This is a genomic window from Methylobacterium sp. NMS14P, assembly GCF_028583545.1.
Lineage (GTDB): Bacteria > Pseudomonadota > Alphaproteobacteria > Rhizobiales > Beijerinckiaceae > Methylobacterium.
Genome location: NZ_CP087106.1, coordinates 2,429,121 through 2,443,226 on the forward strand (window position 1 = coordinate 2,429,121; position 14,106 = coordinate 2,443,226).

At 72.7% G+C, this 14,106-nt stretch carries 14 protein-coding genes; 4 read left to right on the top strand and 10 right to left on the bottom strand.

What is annotated here, in order from left to right; translation table 11 throughout:
• Positions 1 to 96: 96 nt before the first annotated feature.
• Both metF and LOK46_RS11505 read right to left on the bottom strand, forming a co-directional pair.
• Positions 97 to 1,014 (bottom strand): methylenetetrahydrofolate reductase [NAD(P)H], encoded by a 918-nt coding sequence (metF, locus tag LOK46_RS11500; protein WP_273563893.1) that lies wholly within the window; start codon positions 1,012 to 1,014, stop codon positions 97 to 99.
• A 56-nt stretch (positions 1,015 to 1,070) separates the two neighbouring features.
• On the bottom strand, positions 1,071 to 2,081 hold the full coding sequence (locus tag LOK46_RS11505) for an ArsR/SmtB family transcription factor (RefSeq protein WP_273563894.1): 1,011 nt from the start codon (positions 2,079 to 2,081) through the stop codon (positions 1,071 to 1,073).
• Between the two features lie 151 nt (positions 2,082 to 2,232).
• On the opposite strand from LOK46_RS11505, the gene LOK46_RS11510 reads away from it, so the two are divergent.
• Positions 2,233 to 2,814 (top strand): histidine phosphatase family protein, encoded by a 582-nt coding sequence (locus tag LOK46_RS11510; RefSeq protein WP_273563895.1) that lies wholly within the window; start codon positions 2,233 to 2,235, stop codon positions 2,812 to 2,814.
• A 3-nt stretch (positions 2,815 to 2,817) separates the two neighbouring features.
• Here LOK46_RS11510 and LOK46_RS11515 read toward each other — a convergent pair whose 3' ends face one another.
• The 6 genes from LOK46_RS11515 to LOK46_RS11540 form a co-directional block, all read right to left on the bottom strand.
• Positions 2,818 to 3,714, bottom strand: a complete 897-nt coding sequence (locus tag LOK46_RS11515) for a bestrophin family protein (protein WP_273563896.1) — start codon at positions 3,712 to 3,714, stop codon at positions 2,818 to 2,820.
• Between the two features lie 100 nt (positions 3,715 to 3,814).
• Positions 3,815 to 4,753, bottom strand: coding sequence for an ROK family protein (locus LOK46_RS11520; RefSeq protein WP_273563897.1), 939 nt, complete (start codon positions 4,751 to 4,753; stop codon positions 3,815 to 3,817).
• Positions 4,753 to 6,126, bottom strand: coding sequence for a dicarboxylate/amino acid:cation symporter (locus LOK46_RS11525; protein WP_273563898.1), 1,374 nt, complete (start codon positions 6,124 to 6,126; stop codon positions 4,753 to 4,755). The genes LOK46_RS11520 and LOK46_RS11525 overlap by 1 nt, the downstream gene beginning before the upstream one ends.
• A 284-nt stretch (positions 6,127 to 6,410) precedes the next feature.
• Positions 6,411 to 7,394 (bottom strand): hypothetical protein, encoded by a 984-nt coding sequence (locus LOK46_RS11530; protein ID WP_273563899.1) that lies wholly within the window; start codon positions 7,392 to 7,394, stop codon positions 6,411 to 6,413.
• Between the two features lie 318 nt (positions 7,395 to 7,712).
• Positions 7,713 to 8,123 (bottom strand): peptide-methionine (R)-S-oxide reductase MsrB, encoded by a 411-nt coding sequence (msrB, locus tag LOK46_RS11535; RefSeq protein ID WP_273563900.1) that lies wholly within the window; start codon positions 8,121 to 8,123, stop codon positions 7,713 to 7,715.
• A gap of 99 nt (positions 8,124 to 8,222) precedes the next feature.
• Positions 8,223 to 9,413 (bottom strand): YihY/virulence factor BrkB family protein, encoded by a 1,191-nt coding sequence (locus LOK46_RS11540; protein ID WP_273563901.1) that lies wholly within the window; start codon positions 9,411 to 9,413, stop codon positions 8,223 to 8,225.
• A 113-nt stretch (positions 9,414 to 9,526) separates the two neighbouring features.
• Here LOK46_RS11540 and LOK46_RS11545 point away from each other — a divergent pair, with 113 nt between their 5' ends.
• From LOK46_RS11545 to LOK46_RS11555, 3 genes are all read left to right on the top strand, one after another.
• Positions 9,527 to 10,600, top strand: coding sequence for a UV damage endonuclease UvsE (locus LOK46_RS11545; protein WP_273563902.1), 1,074 nt, complete (start codon positions 9,527 to 9,529; stop codon positions 10,598 to 10,600).
• A 46-nt stretch (positions 10,601 to 10,646) separates the two neighbouring features.
• Positions 10,647 to 11,198, top strand: coding sequence for an RBBP9/YdeN family alpha/beta hydrolase (locus tag LOK46_RS11550; protein WP_273563903.1), 552 nt, complete (start codon positions 10,647 to 10,649; stop codon positions 11,196 to 11,198).
• Between the two features lie 154 nt (positions 11,199 to 11,352).
• Entirely contained in the window at positions 11,353 to 11,580 is a 228-nt protein-coding gene (locus LOK46_RS11555) for a hypothetical protein (RefSeq protein WP_012319110.1), read from the top strand.
• 7 nt (positions 11,581 to 11,587) lie between these two features.
• Here LOK46_RS11555 and LOK46_RS11560 read toward each other — a convergent pair whose 3' ends face one another.
• Together LOK46_RS11560 and LOK46_RS11565 are read right to left on the bottom strand one after the other, a co-directional pair.
• On the bottom strand, positions 11,588 to 12,616 hold the full coding sequence (locus tag LOK46_RS11560; protein WP_273563904.1) for a YcjF family protein: 1,029 nt from the start codon (positions 12,614 to 12,616) through the stop codon (positions 11,588 to 11,590).
• Positions 12,617 to 12,644: 28 nt separating this feature from the next.
• Complete coding sequence (locus LOK46_RS11565) at positions 12,645 to 14,090, bottom strand: YcjX family protein (protein WP_273563905.1); 1,446 nt, start codon at positions 14,088 to 14,090, stop codon at positions 12,645 to 12,647.
• Between the last annotated feature and the right edge of the window lie 16 nt (positions 14,091 to 14,106).

The window sequence follows — 14,106 nt, forward strand, 5'->3', positions numbered from 1 at the left end:
CAATCCAGCAGCGCCACGCTAACAGATGTCGCGCTGCCCTGGGTCGCTTCGCAGCGCTCGCGATGACGGGGTAGGATGCTTATGAGACAGCCTTATTCAAGCCGCCTTCGCCGCCGCCAGCTTCGGCGCCTGCGCGCGCAGGCCGAGCAGGTGGCAGATCGCGTAGACCAGATCCGACCGGTTCATCGAGTAGAAGTGGAAGTCGTTGACGCCCTCGTCCACGAGGTCGAGCACCTGCTCGGCCGCCACCGCGCCCGCCACGAGCCGGCGGGTCTCGACGTCGTTCTCCAGGCCCTCGAACCGGGCGGCCAGCCAGTAGGGCACCGAGGCGCCGGTGCGGCGGGCGAAGTTCGCCGCCTGCTTGAAGTTCTGCACCGGCAGGATGCCCGGGATGATCGGGATGGTGATCCCGGCGGCCCGGACCTTCTCCAAGTAGCGCAGGTAGATCTCGTTCTCGAAGAAGAACTGGGTGATCGCCTGGTCGGCCCCGGCATCGACCTTGGCCTTCAGGGCGTCGATGTCGGCGTCCAGCGAGGCCGCCTCGGGGTGCTTCTCGGGATAGGCCGAGACCGAGACCTTGAAGTCGCCGATCCGCTTGATCCCCTCGACCAGCTCGGCGGTCGAGGCGTAGCCCTCCGGGTGCGGCCGGTAGGCGTGGCCGACCCCCTCGGCCGGGTCGCCCCGGAGCGCCACGATGTGGCGCACGCCCGCGTCCCAGTAGGACTGGACCACCGCGTCGATCTCGTCGCGGGAGGCGTCCACGCAGGTGAGGTGGGCGGCCGGCTTCAGGCCGGTCTCGCGGACCATGCGGGCCACCGTGTTGTGGGTGCGCTCGCGGGTCGAGCCGCCGGCCCCGTAGGTCACCGAGACGAAGCTCGGCTGCAGCGGCGCGAGGCGCTCGATGGAGTTCCAGAGGATCTTCTCCATCTCGTCGGTCTTCGGCGGGAAGAACTCGATCGAGACGCGGATCGGGTGGTAGCCGTCGCGGCTGGCGCGGTGGGTGGAACGGCGCATCGGGGTCTCGTCCTCTATGTCGATCGGTTCAGACGAAGTCTGCGGAGGTCAGTGTCTCAGGCGACGGCGCGCTGAGGCTGTTCTGTGTCGGTGTCGGCCAGCCCGTCCTGGGCCAGCCAGAGGGTGACGGTGAGCTGGCCGGACTCGCGCGGCGCCAGATCGCGGGTGGCGACCGTCGCGAGGCCGGCCTCGGCGAGCCAGCCGGAGACCTGATCGGCGGAGAAGCCGAGCCGCCGGTGGGCCTGACCGGTGCGCAGGAACTCCAGCTCGTGCGGCGCGAAATCCACCACCAGCAGGCGGCCGCCCGGCGCCACGAGCCGCGCGGCGCCGCGGAGCGCCCGGGCCGGGTCGTCGAGGTAGTGCAGCACCTGATGGACCACGACGAGGTCGAAGCTCGCCCGCGCGAAGGGCGGCGCGTGGATGTCGCCCTGCCGCAGATCGACGCGCGCGAGGCCCTGGCGCTCCAGGTTGGCCCGGGCCACGGACAGCATGGCGTGGCTCGAATCGAGCCCGGTGGCGCGGGCAGCCCGCGGCGCCAGCAGGCCGAGCATCCGGCCGGTGCCGGTGCCGAGATCGATCAGGCTGCCGATCGGGCGGTCGCCCAGGGCGTCGAGCACCGCGGCCTCCACCGTCGCCTCGGGCACGTGCAGGGAGCGCAGCTCGTCCCATTTGGGGGCCAGCCGGGCGAAGAAGGTCGTGGCCGCCTCGGCCCGCTGCGCCCGGACGGCGTCGAGCCGCGCGCGGTCCTCCGACAGGGGCGGCGCGGTCCGGTCGAGCCCGGACAGCAGCGGGTCCGCTAGGCCGGCGCGGGCGTCGGACAGCCGGAAGAACGCCCAGGCCCCCTCGCGGTGACGCTCGACCAGGCCGGCCTCGACCAGGAGCTTCAGGTGGCGGGAGATCCGCGGCTGGGACTGGCCGAGGATGTCGGTGAGGTCGGAGACCGACAGCTCCCCCTCGACGAGCAGTGCCAGGATGCGCAGGCGCGTCTCCTCTGCGGCGGCACGCAGGACGCCCAGGGCTTCCGGAAAGGGGATCGACCCCGCTTCTTGCCTGCGTTCGATAGACATAAAGATATGTTTATGTCCGTTTCGACGCGGGCGCAAGCACGATCTTGATCTGGCCCGCGACCGATCGAGACGGCTTTGCCGAACCGTTGAGACCGAAGCGCGGCGCCCGCGTTGATGGCAGGGCCGCGGATCGCGCGCCCGGGAGGCGTGCATGGCCGAGAGTCCGTTCCCGCAGATCACGCTGGTCCGCCACGGCGAGACTGCCTGGAGCCGGTCCGGTCAGCATACCGGGCGCAGCGACATCCCTCTGACGCCGGAGGGCGAGGAAGCGGCGCGCGCCCTCGCCCCGCGCCTGGCGGCCCGCGCCTACGCGGAGGTCTGGTCGAGCCCGTCGGGCCGGGCGGCCACGACCTGCGCGCTGGCGGGCTTCGGCGACCGCCGCGCGACCGACCCGGATCTCGCGGAGTGGGATTACGGCGCCTACGAGGGCCGGACCACGAAGGCGATCCTGGCCGAGCGGCCGGACTGGCGGCTGTTCCGCGACGGCTGCCCCGGGGGCGAGACGGCGGCGGATGTCGGTGCCCGGGCGGACCGGGTCATCGCCCGGGCCCGCGCCCGCGACGCCGACCTCATCGTGTTCTCCAGCGCGCATGTCCTGCGCGTGCTCGCCGCGCGCTGGATCGGCCTCGAGCCGCAGGGCGGCGCGCTCCTCGTGCTCGGCACCGCGAGCGTCTCGGTCCTCGGCTACGAGCACGACCGCACCGAACCCGTGCTGCGCGCCTGGAACGGGTAGGCGCTAGCGCAGCCAATACCCGTCGGGCGCCAGCGCCTTGGGCATCGGCTCGCCCAGGGCGTGGTGGACGATGCGGTCCACGGCGCGGACCATGGCGTCGAGGGGGAGGTCGTTGGGCTCGGTGCCGAACGGCTCCTCGAGCTCGTCGCCGAGGGCGTCGAGGCCGAAGAACGTGTAGGCCACGAGCGCGACCACGATCGGGGTCGCCCAGCCGAGGGATCCGGTGAGGCCCACCGGCAGGAGCAGGCAGTAGAGCCACGCGGTCCGGTACACGAGCAGCGTGTAGGCGAAGGGCAGCGGCGTGTTGGCGAGCCGCTCGCAGGCGGTGTGCACGCCCGACAGCGCCTCGATCCGGGCCTCGAGGATGCCGAACTGGATGTCGCTGAGCCGGCCCGCGCGCGTCAGCGCGGCGAGGTCGCGGGTGATGGCGGCCAGGACCGAGTCGGTGGGATTCGGGCCGGACAGGTCCGATCCGGGGCTCGTCCGGTCGACGGCGGCGGCCTCGTCCAGGTCGCGCAGGCGGGCGTGGAGGCCGTGCGCGAAGGCCGACAGGCGCCGGAGCTGGAGCGCGGCCTCCCGCTCGGGCAGGAGGGCCGGGAGGGCGCGGGCGAGGTTGCGCACCTCGCCGATCAGGTTGCCCCAATGCTTCCGGGCCTCCCACCAGCGCTCGTAGCAGGCGTTGTTGCGGAAGCTCAGGAAGATCGAGAGGGCGAGGCCGACCACGGTGAACGGCGTCACACCGGCGCTGACCGGGAACAGCGCGGGCCACCGCGCCTCCGCCCACACCACCGCGCACGAGACCGCCACGATCCCCGCGAGCTTGGGCGCCACCCGCGGCAGGATCGAGCCGCGCAGGGTGAACAGCAGGGTCAGCAGGTTGGGCCGGGTGCGGACGATCATCGGGGCTTCGGCGATGCGGTGCTTCCGTCCTGCCCTGCCCCCTCCGGACCCGCAAGCGACGTCTCTGTGAGCTGTGTCGTGGACCGAGCTCGGACGGGCCTCAGACTGTCTCCGCCTCCCACAGCCACGCCGCGCCGCGCACGCCCGAGGCGTCGCCGTGCAGGCTCGCCCGCACGGGCGTGTCGAAGGCGTCGGAGAAGACGTGGGGGGCGATCGCCGCCGGCAGGCCCGCGATCAGCTCCGGAATGCGCGACAGGCCGCCGCCGATCACGATCACGTCCGGATCGAGGAGGTTCACCACCTGGGCGGCCGCGCGCCCGAGGCGCTCGAGGTGGACGGCGAGCGTCTCCCGCGCCGCCGGGCTACCGGCCCGGGCCTCGGCGACGACCGCCTCGGCGGTGAGGTCGCCGCTGTGCCGCCGCGCGTGGTCCGCCGCCAGCCCGGGACCGGACAGCCAGGTCTCGACGCAGCCCCGGCGGCCGCAATAGCAGGCGGCGCCCGGCCGCTCGTCGTCGCGGGGCGCCGGCAGGGGGCCGTGGCCCCACTCGCCCGCGATGCCGTTGCGGCCCGTGAGCACCCGACCGTCGACGGCGATGCCGGACCCGACGCCGGTGCCCAGGATCACCGCCCAGACCACGCGGGCCCCGGCGCCGGCGCCGTCGATCGCCTCCGACACCGCCAGGCAGTTGGCGTCGTTCTCGATCCGGAGCGGGCGCTCCAGGCGCGCGCCGAGATCGGCCGCGAAGGGGTGTCCGTTGAGCCAGTGCGAGTTGGCGTTGCGCACGAGGCCCGTCGCCGGGGACAGGCTCCCCGGCATGCCGATGCCGACGCTGCAGGGCGCGCCGGCCTCGGCTTCGAGACGCAGGACGAGGTCGGCCACGGCCTCGACGGTGGCCCGGTAGGCGCCCCGCGGGGCGGGCATCCGCGCCTCGGCCAGGGTCGTCCCGTCCCGGCCGAGCACGATCCCGGCGATCTTGGTGCCGCCGAGATCGATGCCGAGGCGCGGGCGACCTTTGTACTCCGCCGCGGGCGATCCCATCACTCGGCGGCGGCGACCTTGCTGTCGGTGCCCATCGGCTGCGGCGACTCGTCGGCGATGTGGGTGCCGATGGCGACCGGGTGGGCCATCACCTCGTTGAGCTTGGCGACGTCGAGCTCGCCCTCCCAGCGGCTGACCACCACGCAGGCGACACCGTTGCCCACGAGGTTGGTGAGCGCGCGGCACTCGGACATGAACTTGTCGATGCCGAGGACCAGGGTCATGGCGGCGACCGGGACCGGGCTGTTGGGGATCGCCGAGAGGGTCGCCGCCAGGGTGATGAAGCCCGCGCCGGTGACGCCCGAGGCGCCCTTCGAGGTCAGCATCGCCACCAGGATGATGGTCGCGTACTGGCTGATCGACAGGTCCACGCCCACGGCCTGCGCCAGGAACAGCGTCGCCAGCGTCATGTAGATGTTAGTGCCGTCGAGGTTGAACGAGTAGCCGGTCGGCACCACGAGGCCGACGACCGAGTCCGAGGCGCCGAGGCGGCGCATCTTGGTCATGAGCTGCGGCAGCACCGTCTCGGAGGACGACGTGCCGACCACGATCAGCAGCTCGTCCTTGATGTAGGCGAGGAAGCGCAGGATCGAGAAGCCCGCCACCCGGGCGATCGTCCCGAGCACCAGCAGCACGAACAGGATCGCCGTGATGTAGAAGGTGCCGACGAGCCACGCGAGATCGTAGACTTTCTGGATGCCGTACTCGCCGATCGTGAACGCCATGGCGCCGAAGGCGCCGACCGGGGCGAGCTTCACCACGATGCCGATGATCCGGAAGAAGATCTGGCCGGCGGTGTCGATCGCGTGGTTCACCGAGGCCGCGCGCTCGCCGAGATTCGTCACCACGACGCCGGTGAGGATCGAGATCAGCAGCACCTGCAGCAGGTCGCCGGTGGCGAAGGGGTCGAGGAAGCTCTTCGGGATGATCGCCAGGATGTGGGCGACCGTGGAGTCGGCCGCCGCCTTGCTGGCGTAGGTCGCGACCTTGCTGGCATCGAGCTTCGACGGGTCGGCGTTGAAGCCGGCACCGGGTCGGATCACCTCGCCGACGATGACGCCGATCAGCAGCGCGATGGTGGACACCACCTCGAAGTAGACCAGCGCCTTCAGGCCGACGCGGCCGACCTTCTTCAGGTCGCCGATCGACGCGATGCCGTGGACGATCGTGCAGAAGATGATCGGCGCGATCATCATCTTGATCAGGCCGATGAAGGCGTCGCCGAGCCACTTCATCGACTTGCCGGTGGCCGGATCGTACCAGCCGAGCAGCACGCCGAGCGCGATGGCGATCAGGACCTGGATGTAGAGCACCTTGTACCAGGGCTCGCGGGGCGCTGCGGCGGGAGCCGTCGCCTGGATTGCCTGTGCCATGTCCATCCCGTGCGACGACCGCGCACCCTCCCGATTTGCCGGCACGCTAGCGATTATCACCCGGCGCCTCAACGCTGCACGCTTATCTGCCCCGAACCATCCGTGACAAAAACCTGTCGATCCCGGGCGGAGACTGCTCTCGTCCGACCGATGCGCGGGTCCGCGAAAGCGGACGGGCCGCAGCGCGATCTGCGCTGCGGCCCGTCCGTGTCTCGCGTTCGTGTCTCGCGTTCGTGTCTCGCGTTCGTGTCTCGCGTCGTTGCGCCGCGGTGCGGCGTCGAGGCTCAGGTCTGCTGCTGGGTCCGGCGGGGACGGACGGTCCAGCGCTCGAACATCGAGGCGGGATCCTCGCTCTTCCCGTCCTTGTTCTCGGCGGCGGGATCGGGCTGCTGGTGGATCGCCGCGCCGAGCGCTTGCGACAGGCTCTCGATCACGTCGTCGATGCGGGCGTCCCCGTGCAGGGCGTCGCCGGTGCCGGCCTGCGGGGCGGGCGTCTCGGCGGCGTGCGCGGCGTGCGCGGCCGCTTCCGGCGCGGGTTCCGGCTGCGGCTCGGGCTCGGGGTGATGCTCGGGGACCGGCTCGGGCGGGCGCGGGGCGGAAGCGGCGGGCTCCGGAGCCGGCGGCGGGGCCGCGACGACCGGCGCGGCAGCGGCGGCGGCGGGCGCGGCCCGGCGCATGGCGCCCATCGCGCCCTCGTCGGACTCGGTCGTCCGGCTGCTGCTGCTGCCGTAGCGGCCGAAGCCGAACCGGGGCTCGATCAGGTCCAGCACCGCGTCCAGCGCGGCGTTGCTCAGCGCCACCTCCTCGGCGGCCGGCACGCCCTGGATGGCCAGGGCCGCCCGCTCGAAGGCCGGCTCGTTGCTGACCTCGCGGCCGAACCAGCCCGGGGCGTGGAAGCCGGCGGCCTCGCCGTCATTGTCGAAGGTGACGCTGATCAGGTCCAGGCTGCCGGGGGTGACGTAGCGGTCGATCGCGATCTCGCGGCCGCCGGCATTCAGGGTCGTGCGGTCGTAGGCGGCCTTGCCGGGGCAGACGTCCAGCAGCGCGTCGCCGTGGGCGCGCGGGACGTCGGTGCGCTCCTCGACCGGGATGCCGTCCGGCCCCTTGTTCACCAGGACCAGCTGACAGATCTGGCCGTCGACGCGCACGTAGGAGGCGCGGCCGCCCTGGGGCGCGAAGTGACCCTCGGTGATCCGGGCGCCGCCCCGCTCCTTGCGGATCAGGCGGACCAGGGACGGTGCGACCAGAAATCGGCGAACGGTGCTCATGAACTCAAAACCCCTCCCGCTTGGTCGGCGGCGCGCCGATCCGGCGGACAGCCCTCAGCGCCGCCGGGCCGCACGGAAGGGGACAAGTGGAGCCGACCCGCACGGCGTATAAGCTGACTGCCACGCCGTATTCGTCAGAGCCTGACCGCTTCCGTCGCCAATCACCGGACAGCGACAATCTGAGACTATAGAGCGCTAAGCAAAAACGCGACGAAATCAAGACCGGATCCGGTCGAGGATCCGGCCACGGCGCTCTCTGTCCCCGATATCCCGGCTTTCGCGCCGGGTTTCCGAACCCAGGTTAGCGAGGTCCGCGTTTCAATCGGCCGGCTCGAAATTCATCGCCGCGCCGTTCATGCAGTAGCGCAGGCCGGTCGGCGCCGGGCCGTCGTCGAAGACGTGGCCGAGATGGCCCTGGCAGCGGGCGCAGTGCACCTCGGTGCGGACCATCCAGTGGCTGCGGTCCACCGTGGTCTCGACGGCGCCGTCGATCGGCTCGAAGAAGCTCGGCCAGCCGGTCCCGGACTCGAACTTGGTGCCCTGCTCGAACAGCGGCTGCCCGCAGCCGGCGCAGGTGAAAGTCCCGGCCCGCTTCTCGGCGAGCAGGCAGCTCGTGCCGGCCCGCTCCGTGCCGTGCTCGCGCAGGACCCGGTACTGCTCCGGCGTCAGCGCCGAGCGCCACTCGTCGTCGCTGCGGGTCTCCGGGCTGGTGGTCGGCGTGTCGGCCATGGCGATCTCCCTTCTCGCCGCGCTATATAGGGATCGCGCGCCGTCTCCGGCAGTCCCGGAGGATGCCGCAGGGCGTAGCCGGAAGCGTAGACGCCGCGTTCAGGCGGCGGCGCCGACGGTGTCGGCCATCCGCGCCCGGCGCGCGCCCATCGGCAGCGGCGCGCCCGTGGTGGTGTCGCGGGCGGTCTGGTGCTCCAGCTCGGCGTTGATCTCGCCGCCGAGCAGCACGATCGTGGACGAGATCCAGATCCAGGTCATGAAGCCGATCACCGCGCCCAGCGAGCCGTAGGTCTCGTTGTAGGTGCCGAAATTGGCGACGTACCAGGAGAACAGGAGCGAGGCCGCGAGCCAGAGCAGGCCCGCGACCACGCTGCCGACCCCGACCCAGCGCCAGCGGGCATGCTCCCGGCTCGGCCCGAACCGGTAGAGCACCGACAGGCCGCCGAGGAGGACGATCAGGATCGCCGGCCAGCGCAGGGTCGCGAGCAGCCACGCGGTCGAGCCGAGCCCCAGGAAGTTCAGCACCACCGGCACGACCACGATCACGTTGAGCGCGACGATGATGAACAGGAGGGCGCCGACCGTGAAGGTTAGCGACCGGAGGTTGAGCCAGAAGAAGTTCCGCTTCTCCTCCTCCTCGTAGACGACGTTCAGCGCGTCGAACATCGCCTTCATGGCCGCGTTGGCGCTCCAGAGCGACAGGAGCAGGCTGGAGAAGAACGTGATGCTGAGGGAGCCGCTGCCCTTGGCGGCGATGCGCTTCACCTGGTCGCCGATGAGTTCGACCGCGCCGGACGGCAGGACCGCGTGCAGCTGGGCGAGGTGATCGTTGATGACGGTCACGTCGGCGAACAGGCCGTAGCAGGAGACCAGCGCGGCGATGGCGGGGAACAGCGACAGCAGCGTGTAGAAGGTCACGCCGGCGGCGACCGCCAGGACCCGGTCCTTGTTGAATTCCAGGTAGACCCGGACGGCGATGTCCTTCCAGCCGGACCGCGTCATCTCGGCGGGGCTGTCGGCGGCGCGGCCGCGCTCCGGCTGGGTCACCGCGGTGAGCTGCGCGGCGCGCCCGGAGATCGAGCGCGCCCCCGCGGCCACGCCCTTCCGCAGGCCCGGCTCGTCGCGGGGCGGATCGCGGTCTGCCGGCGGCTCGTCGGCGGGGAGAGCCGCCGCCACGCCGCGCCGCGCCGGCGCGGCCGCGAGGGCGACCAGCGCCGAACCGAGCATCAGGATCCAGAGGATCGAGCCGGTCTCGGGAGAGCCGGTCGAACGCGACGGTGACGGGGGCATGGGTCGGGGCCAGTGCGCGGAACTGCCGCGCTCGGGACTCCCAACGTCGTCGTGCCGCGGCCGTTCCGCGCGTCGGACGGGGACGCCGCGGCCCTTCGCGCGTTGTGCTCGTTATGCGCGACCACCCCCGTCTAGGATTCTGCTGCAAGTTCGTCCTGGACGAGCCTCCCGGCACCCACGCCACCCTCAAGGCGGAGCGGGAGGCCACGCTGCACATGAACCTCACCAGCGTGACGATGGCCCATCTCACCAAGCTGGAGCCCGCCGCCCGGCGGGCGAAGCTCGCCGGCCTCGTTGCCCACAACCTCGACGCCCTCGCCCGCCAGATCGCCTGGGTCGGGGCCCGGCCGCCACTGGAGCGCCTCCTGCGCATGGCGAGCAACGTCCTGCCGGGCTACACCCACCCGATCGCGCAGGCGCTCTACGCCGAGCCCCAGATGGCGGCGCTGGTCGAGCGCGGCCTCGCCGAGGCCGGGGCGCTGGCCCGCCGGCTCGGTGTGCGCCTGAGCTTCCACCCGGGACCGTTCTGCCTGCTGGCGAGCCGCAACCCGGCCGCGATCGCCAACGGCCTGTCCGAGCTCGACTACCACGCCGAGATCTTCGACAGGATGGGCTACGGCGGCGGCTGGCACCCGCACGGCGCCCACATCAACATCCATGTCGGCGCGGGCGACCCGGGGGTCGAGGGCTTCCGCGAGACCTTGCCCCGGGCGAGCCAGGTGGCGCGCGACCTCGTGACGGTGGAGAACGACGAGAACGTCTTCGGCCTCGACGCGGTGCTGCGGCTCGCCGACATCGTGCCGGTGGTGCTCGACCTGCACCACCACTGGGTCGAGAGCGGCGGCGCGTATCTCGAGCCCGACGACCCCCGGATCGCCCGGGTGAGAGAGTCCTGGCGCGGCGTCCGGCCCGTCGCCCACATCAGCGTGTCGCGCGAGGCGGTCTCCGCCGCCTGCGATCCGGACGCCCTGCCCGACTTCCCGGCCCTGCGCGCGGCCGGCCACGGGGTCCGGGACCTCGCCGCCCATTCCGACATGATGTGGAACCGGGCGGTGAACGACCTCGTCGCCCGCCACCTCGCCTGGGCGGATTTCGAGATCGAGGCCAAGGCGAAGAACTGCGCCTCCGTGCAGATCGCCCGCCACGTCCGGGCGCTCGAGGCGACCGCGCCGATCGCGGCCGAGTGACGGGACGGTCTCGACGCGTCCGCCGGTCCGCACTACGCATCCCGATATGAAGACCGCCGATTGCGACATCCTCATCGTCCCGGGGCTAGGGGGCTCCGAGGAGGACCATTGGCAGGCCCGCTGGGCGGGCCGCCTCGCCACCGCGCGCGTGGTCGAGCAGGACCAGTGGCACGAACCGACCCCGGCGGCGTGGTGCGGGCGCATCGCCGAGGCGGTCGCGGCGGCGACGCGGCCGGTCATCCTGATCGCCCACAGCCTCGGCGTGGTGGCGTGCGTCGAGGCGGTGCCGCGCTTCCCCGCGGGGGTGGTGCGCGGCGCCCTCTTGGTGGCGCTCCCGGACGTCGAGGAGGCGCCGGACCTGCCCGACGCGGTCCGGGCCTTCGCGCCGGTGCCGCGCGATCCCTTGCCCTTCCCGTCCCTGCTGGTCGCCAGCCGCACCGACCCTTACTGCCGCTACGAGCGGGCGGACGACTTCGCCCATGCTTGGGGGGCGCTCACGGTCGACGCGGGCGAATCCGGCCACCTCAACGTGGCGAGCGGGCACGGTCCCTGGCCCGAGGGGCTGATGCGGCTCGCCGGGTTCCTGAAGGGGCTGTGAGCCTGCGAGCCCTGCTGGACGCGAGGACGATCGGGGTCCCCTTGCCTCGGCGGGATGGGACCGACGCGGGTCGCATTAACGCGCTGTTTACCACCGCCCTCTTCAGTGGCGGCACGGGCGGTCCTTCGTCCCGAAGCCGCCCCTGGAGAGCACCGTGACGCGCAAAGAGCTTCTGGAACGACTCGAAGCGGTGCAGACCGCCCTCGGCCCTCGGGCCCAGAGCAACTTCAACAGCTCGCTGTTCAACGACGTGACGCTGCTCAAGCGGATCGAGGCCTTCGAGGCCAAGCTCGGCGAGCCCGAGAAGCCGAAGACCGCCGACTACACCGGCAACATGTTCTCGCGCATCGCCAACCGCCGCGCCGCCGCGGGCGCCAAGTAGGCCGCCCCTATTTTGGCTCGGCCTCGGCCGAGCGCAGCAGCTCGCCGGCGACGTCGGCGAGCCGCGGCGGTGCCTCCCGCACGAACGGCAGCGGCCGGCAGACGTTGAGCGCCGCGAGCCCGAACCGGGCGGTCATCAGCCCGTTGAGCACGCCCTCCCCCAGCTTGGCGGAGACCCGGGCGGCGATCCCGAGACCCAGCACCTGCTGCATCACGCTCTCGCCCACCGCCATGCCGCCGGTGACGGTGAGGTGCGCGAGCGCCGCGCGCCCCAGCCGCAGGAAGCCCAGGAAGCCCGGCCGGCCGCCGTAGATCGCCGCGATCCGGCGCAGCAGCCGCACCGCCGCGAACACCACGAAGGCCACGTCGACGATCGCCCGCGGGCTCAGCGCCGTCACCGCCGAGACCTGCTTGGCCGTCGTCGCGATGGCGTTGCGCGCCTGCCGGTCGAGCCCGGCCAGCAGTTCGTGCTCGGCCAGGCCGATCCGGTCGTCGACGTCGAGGATCGCGTCGGCGGCGGCGTCGATCCGGGCCCGGCCCGCCGACAGGGCGTCGCGGTCCGCGTAGAAGGTCGAGAGCGCCTGCACCACCGCCTGCGCGCCGGTGTGGTCGCGGGTGGCGAGGGCGTCCAGCGCCGACTGGCGCAGCCGCTCGATCTTGCGCTCCCGACGCAGGCCGGCGAGTTCCCGCACCACGATCGCCAGCAGCGCCAGCGCGGCGAGGCCCAGGAGCGCCAGGGCCACCCAGCCGAGCCAGGGGGCGGCCTGGAACAGGTCGCTGATCATCCGCTCGACCGACAGGCCGACGCCCAGGGAGACGAGGCCGCCCACCGCCGAGAGGAGCAGGGCGCCCCAGGGCGAGCGCGAGCGCGGCGCCACCGGCACGGCGACGCCGTCGGCGGCGTCGACGATCTCGAAGGGCTCCTCCACGATCCGGGCCTGCGGCGGCCGGGGGCCGAGCGGCGTCGTGGTCACGCTCGGCTCGGCGGCCGGTTCGGGGGTGATCCGGAAGGCGCGGGGCTTCTGGCCGGAGGTCATGGTCGCGGGCTCCGCATCGCACACATCGTCACGCCAGCCGGTCGCCGATCAGGAACTGCATCGCCCGGTCGAGCCGGATCTGCGGCAGGTGCCCGGCGCGGCCGAGCCCGTCGGGCCGCACCAGCGGCGGCCGGAAGCGCGGGAAGCGCAGCGAGCCCGGCTCGACCGCGCCCTCCAGCACCGCCTCGGCGCGGGCCGGCAGCTCGCCCGGGAAGATCGCGGCCTCGCTGGCGCCGTCGAAGACCTCGTCGCCCACCACCTCGCCGGGCTCCGGGGTGCCGGCCACCGCCCGCAGCGTCTCCGACCCGTCGTGGACGGTGGTCTCGCGGGTGGCGCGCACGGAGGCCAGCGCCACGGTGCCCACCCGGGCGCCCGCGGCCTCGGTCCGCCGCATGGCCCGCGACACGAGCAGCCGCAGCAGCGCGTCGAGCCGGTCGTGGCTCGTCTGGTGGAGGTGGTCGGCCTTGGTGGCGGCGAACAGGACCCGGTCGGCCCGGGGCGCGAACAGCCGCGACAGCACCGTGTTGCGGCCGATGTTGAGGCTGAGCAGCACCGCGTCCAGCGCCTCCTCCAGCTCCGCCAGGGCGGTCGGGCCGGCATCGACCGCCGACAGGACGTCCACCAGCACGATCTGCCGGTCGACCCGTTGGAAATGGTCGCGGAAGAACGGCGTCACGACCTTGGCCTTGTAGGCCTCGAAGCGCCGCTCCATCAGCCCGGCGAGGCTGTCGGGGGCGACCGTCTCGGTGAGCCGGTCGAGGGGCGCGAAGGTCAGCGCCGGCGAGCCCGCGAGGTCGCCCGGCATCAGGAACCGGCCCGGCGGCGTCGTCGCCACGGCTTCCGGGCCGGCGCGCAGGCCCGCGAGGTAGGTCTTGAAGGCGTCGCTCGCCCGCTCGGCCGCGACCTCGTCGAGGGGGCCGTTCGGGTCGAAGCCCTTCAGCGCCTCCAGCCACGGCGCCGCCACGGCGGCGCGGCCGGGCCGGCGCGTGCCGCCGATCGTGGCCCGGGACCACGCCGTGTAGCTGGTCTCGATCAGGGCGAGGTCGAGGAGCCACTCGCCCGGGTAGTCGACCACGTCGAGCATCAGGGTCGCGGGTCCGGAGCGCCAGCCGGCGGCGCGCTCGTACGCGATCTCCAGGCGGAACTGGCTGATCCGGTCGGTGGAGCGCGGCCAGCGCCGCGCCTCGGTGAGCGTCGCGAAATGCTCCTCGAAGGGGAAGCGCGGCACGTCGTCGTCGGGCTGGGGCACCAGCTTGGCCCGGCGGAGGCGGCCCTCCTGGGCGGGCGCGAAGGCCGGCAGCGCGTGGGTCTCCACGAGGTGGTGGATGAGCGCCGTGGTGAACACGGTCTTGCCCGAGCGCGCGAGCCCGGTCACGCCCAGCCGCAGGGTCGGCTGGACCAGCAGGTCGTGCGAGGCTTCGGCGAAGGCTTTGACGGCCGAGCCGGCACGCGCGGCAAGGTCGATCAGGGGCACGGGCGGGCTCGTGGTG

Bases quoted from the DNA above. Each gene is read 5' to 3' on its own strand.
- LOK46_RS11530 (WP_273563899.1), bottom strand. From the start codon at position 7,394: ATGAGCACCGTTCGCCGATTTCTGGTCGCACCGTCCCTGGTCCGCCTG.
- msrB (WP_273563900.1), bottom strand. From the start codon at position 8,123: ATGGCCGACACGCCGACCACCAGCCCGGAGACCCGCAGCGACGACGAG.
- LOK46_RS11540 (WP_273563901.1), bottom strand. From the start codon at position 9,413: ATGCCCCCGTCACCGTCGCGTTCGACCGGCTCTCCCGAGACCGGCTCG.
- LOK46_RS11510 (WP_273563895.1), top strand. From the start codon at position 2,233: ATGGCCGAGAGTCCGTTCCCGCAGATCACGCTGGTCCGCCACGGCGAG.
- metF (WP_273563893.1), bottom strand. From the start codon at position 1,014: ATGCGCCGTTCCACCCACCGCGCCAGCCGCGACGGCTACCACCCGATC.
- LOK46_RS11525 (WP_273563898.1), bottom strand. From the start codon at position 6,126: ATGGCACAGGCAATCCAGGCGACGGCTCCCGCCGCAGCGCCCCGCGAG.
- LOK46_RS11545 (WP_273563902.1), top strand. From the start codon at position 9,527: ATGCGCGACCACCCCCGTCTAGGATTCTGCTGCAAGTTCGTCCTGGAC.
- LOK46_RS11505 (WP_273563894.1), bottom strand. From the start codon at position 2,081: ATGTCTATCGAACGCAGGCAAGAAGCGGGGTCGATCCCCTTTCCGGAA.
- LOK46_RS11560 (WP_273563904.1), bottom strand. From the start codon at position 12,616: ATGACCTCCGGCCAGAAGCCCCGCGCCTTCCGGATCACCCCCGAACCG.
- LOK46_RS11550 (WP_273563903.1), top strand. From the start codon at position 10,647: ATGAAGACCGCCGATTGCGACATCCTCATCGTCCCGGGGCTAGGGGGC.
- LOK46_RS11520 (WP_273563897.1), bottom strand. From the start codon at position 4,753: ATGGGATCGCCCGCGGCGGAGTACAAAGGTCGCCCGCGCCTCGGCATC.
- LOK46_RS11515 (WP_273563896.1), bottom strand. From the start codon at position 3,714: ATGATCGTCCGCACCCGGCCCAACCTGCTGACCCTGCTGTTCACCCTG.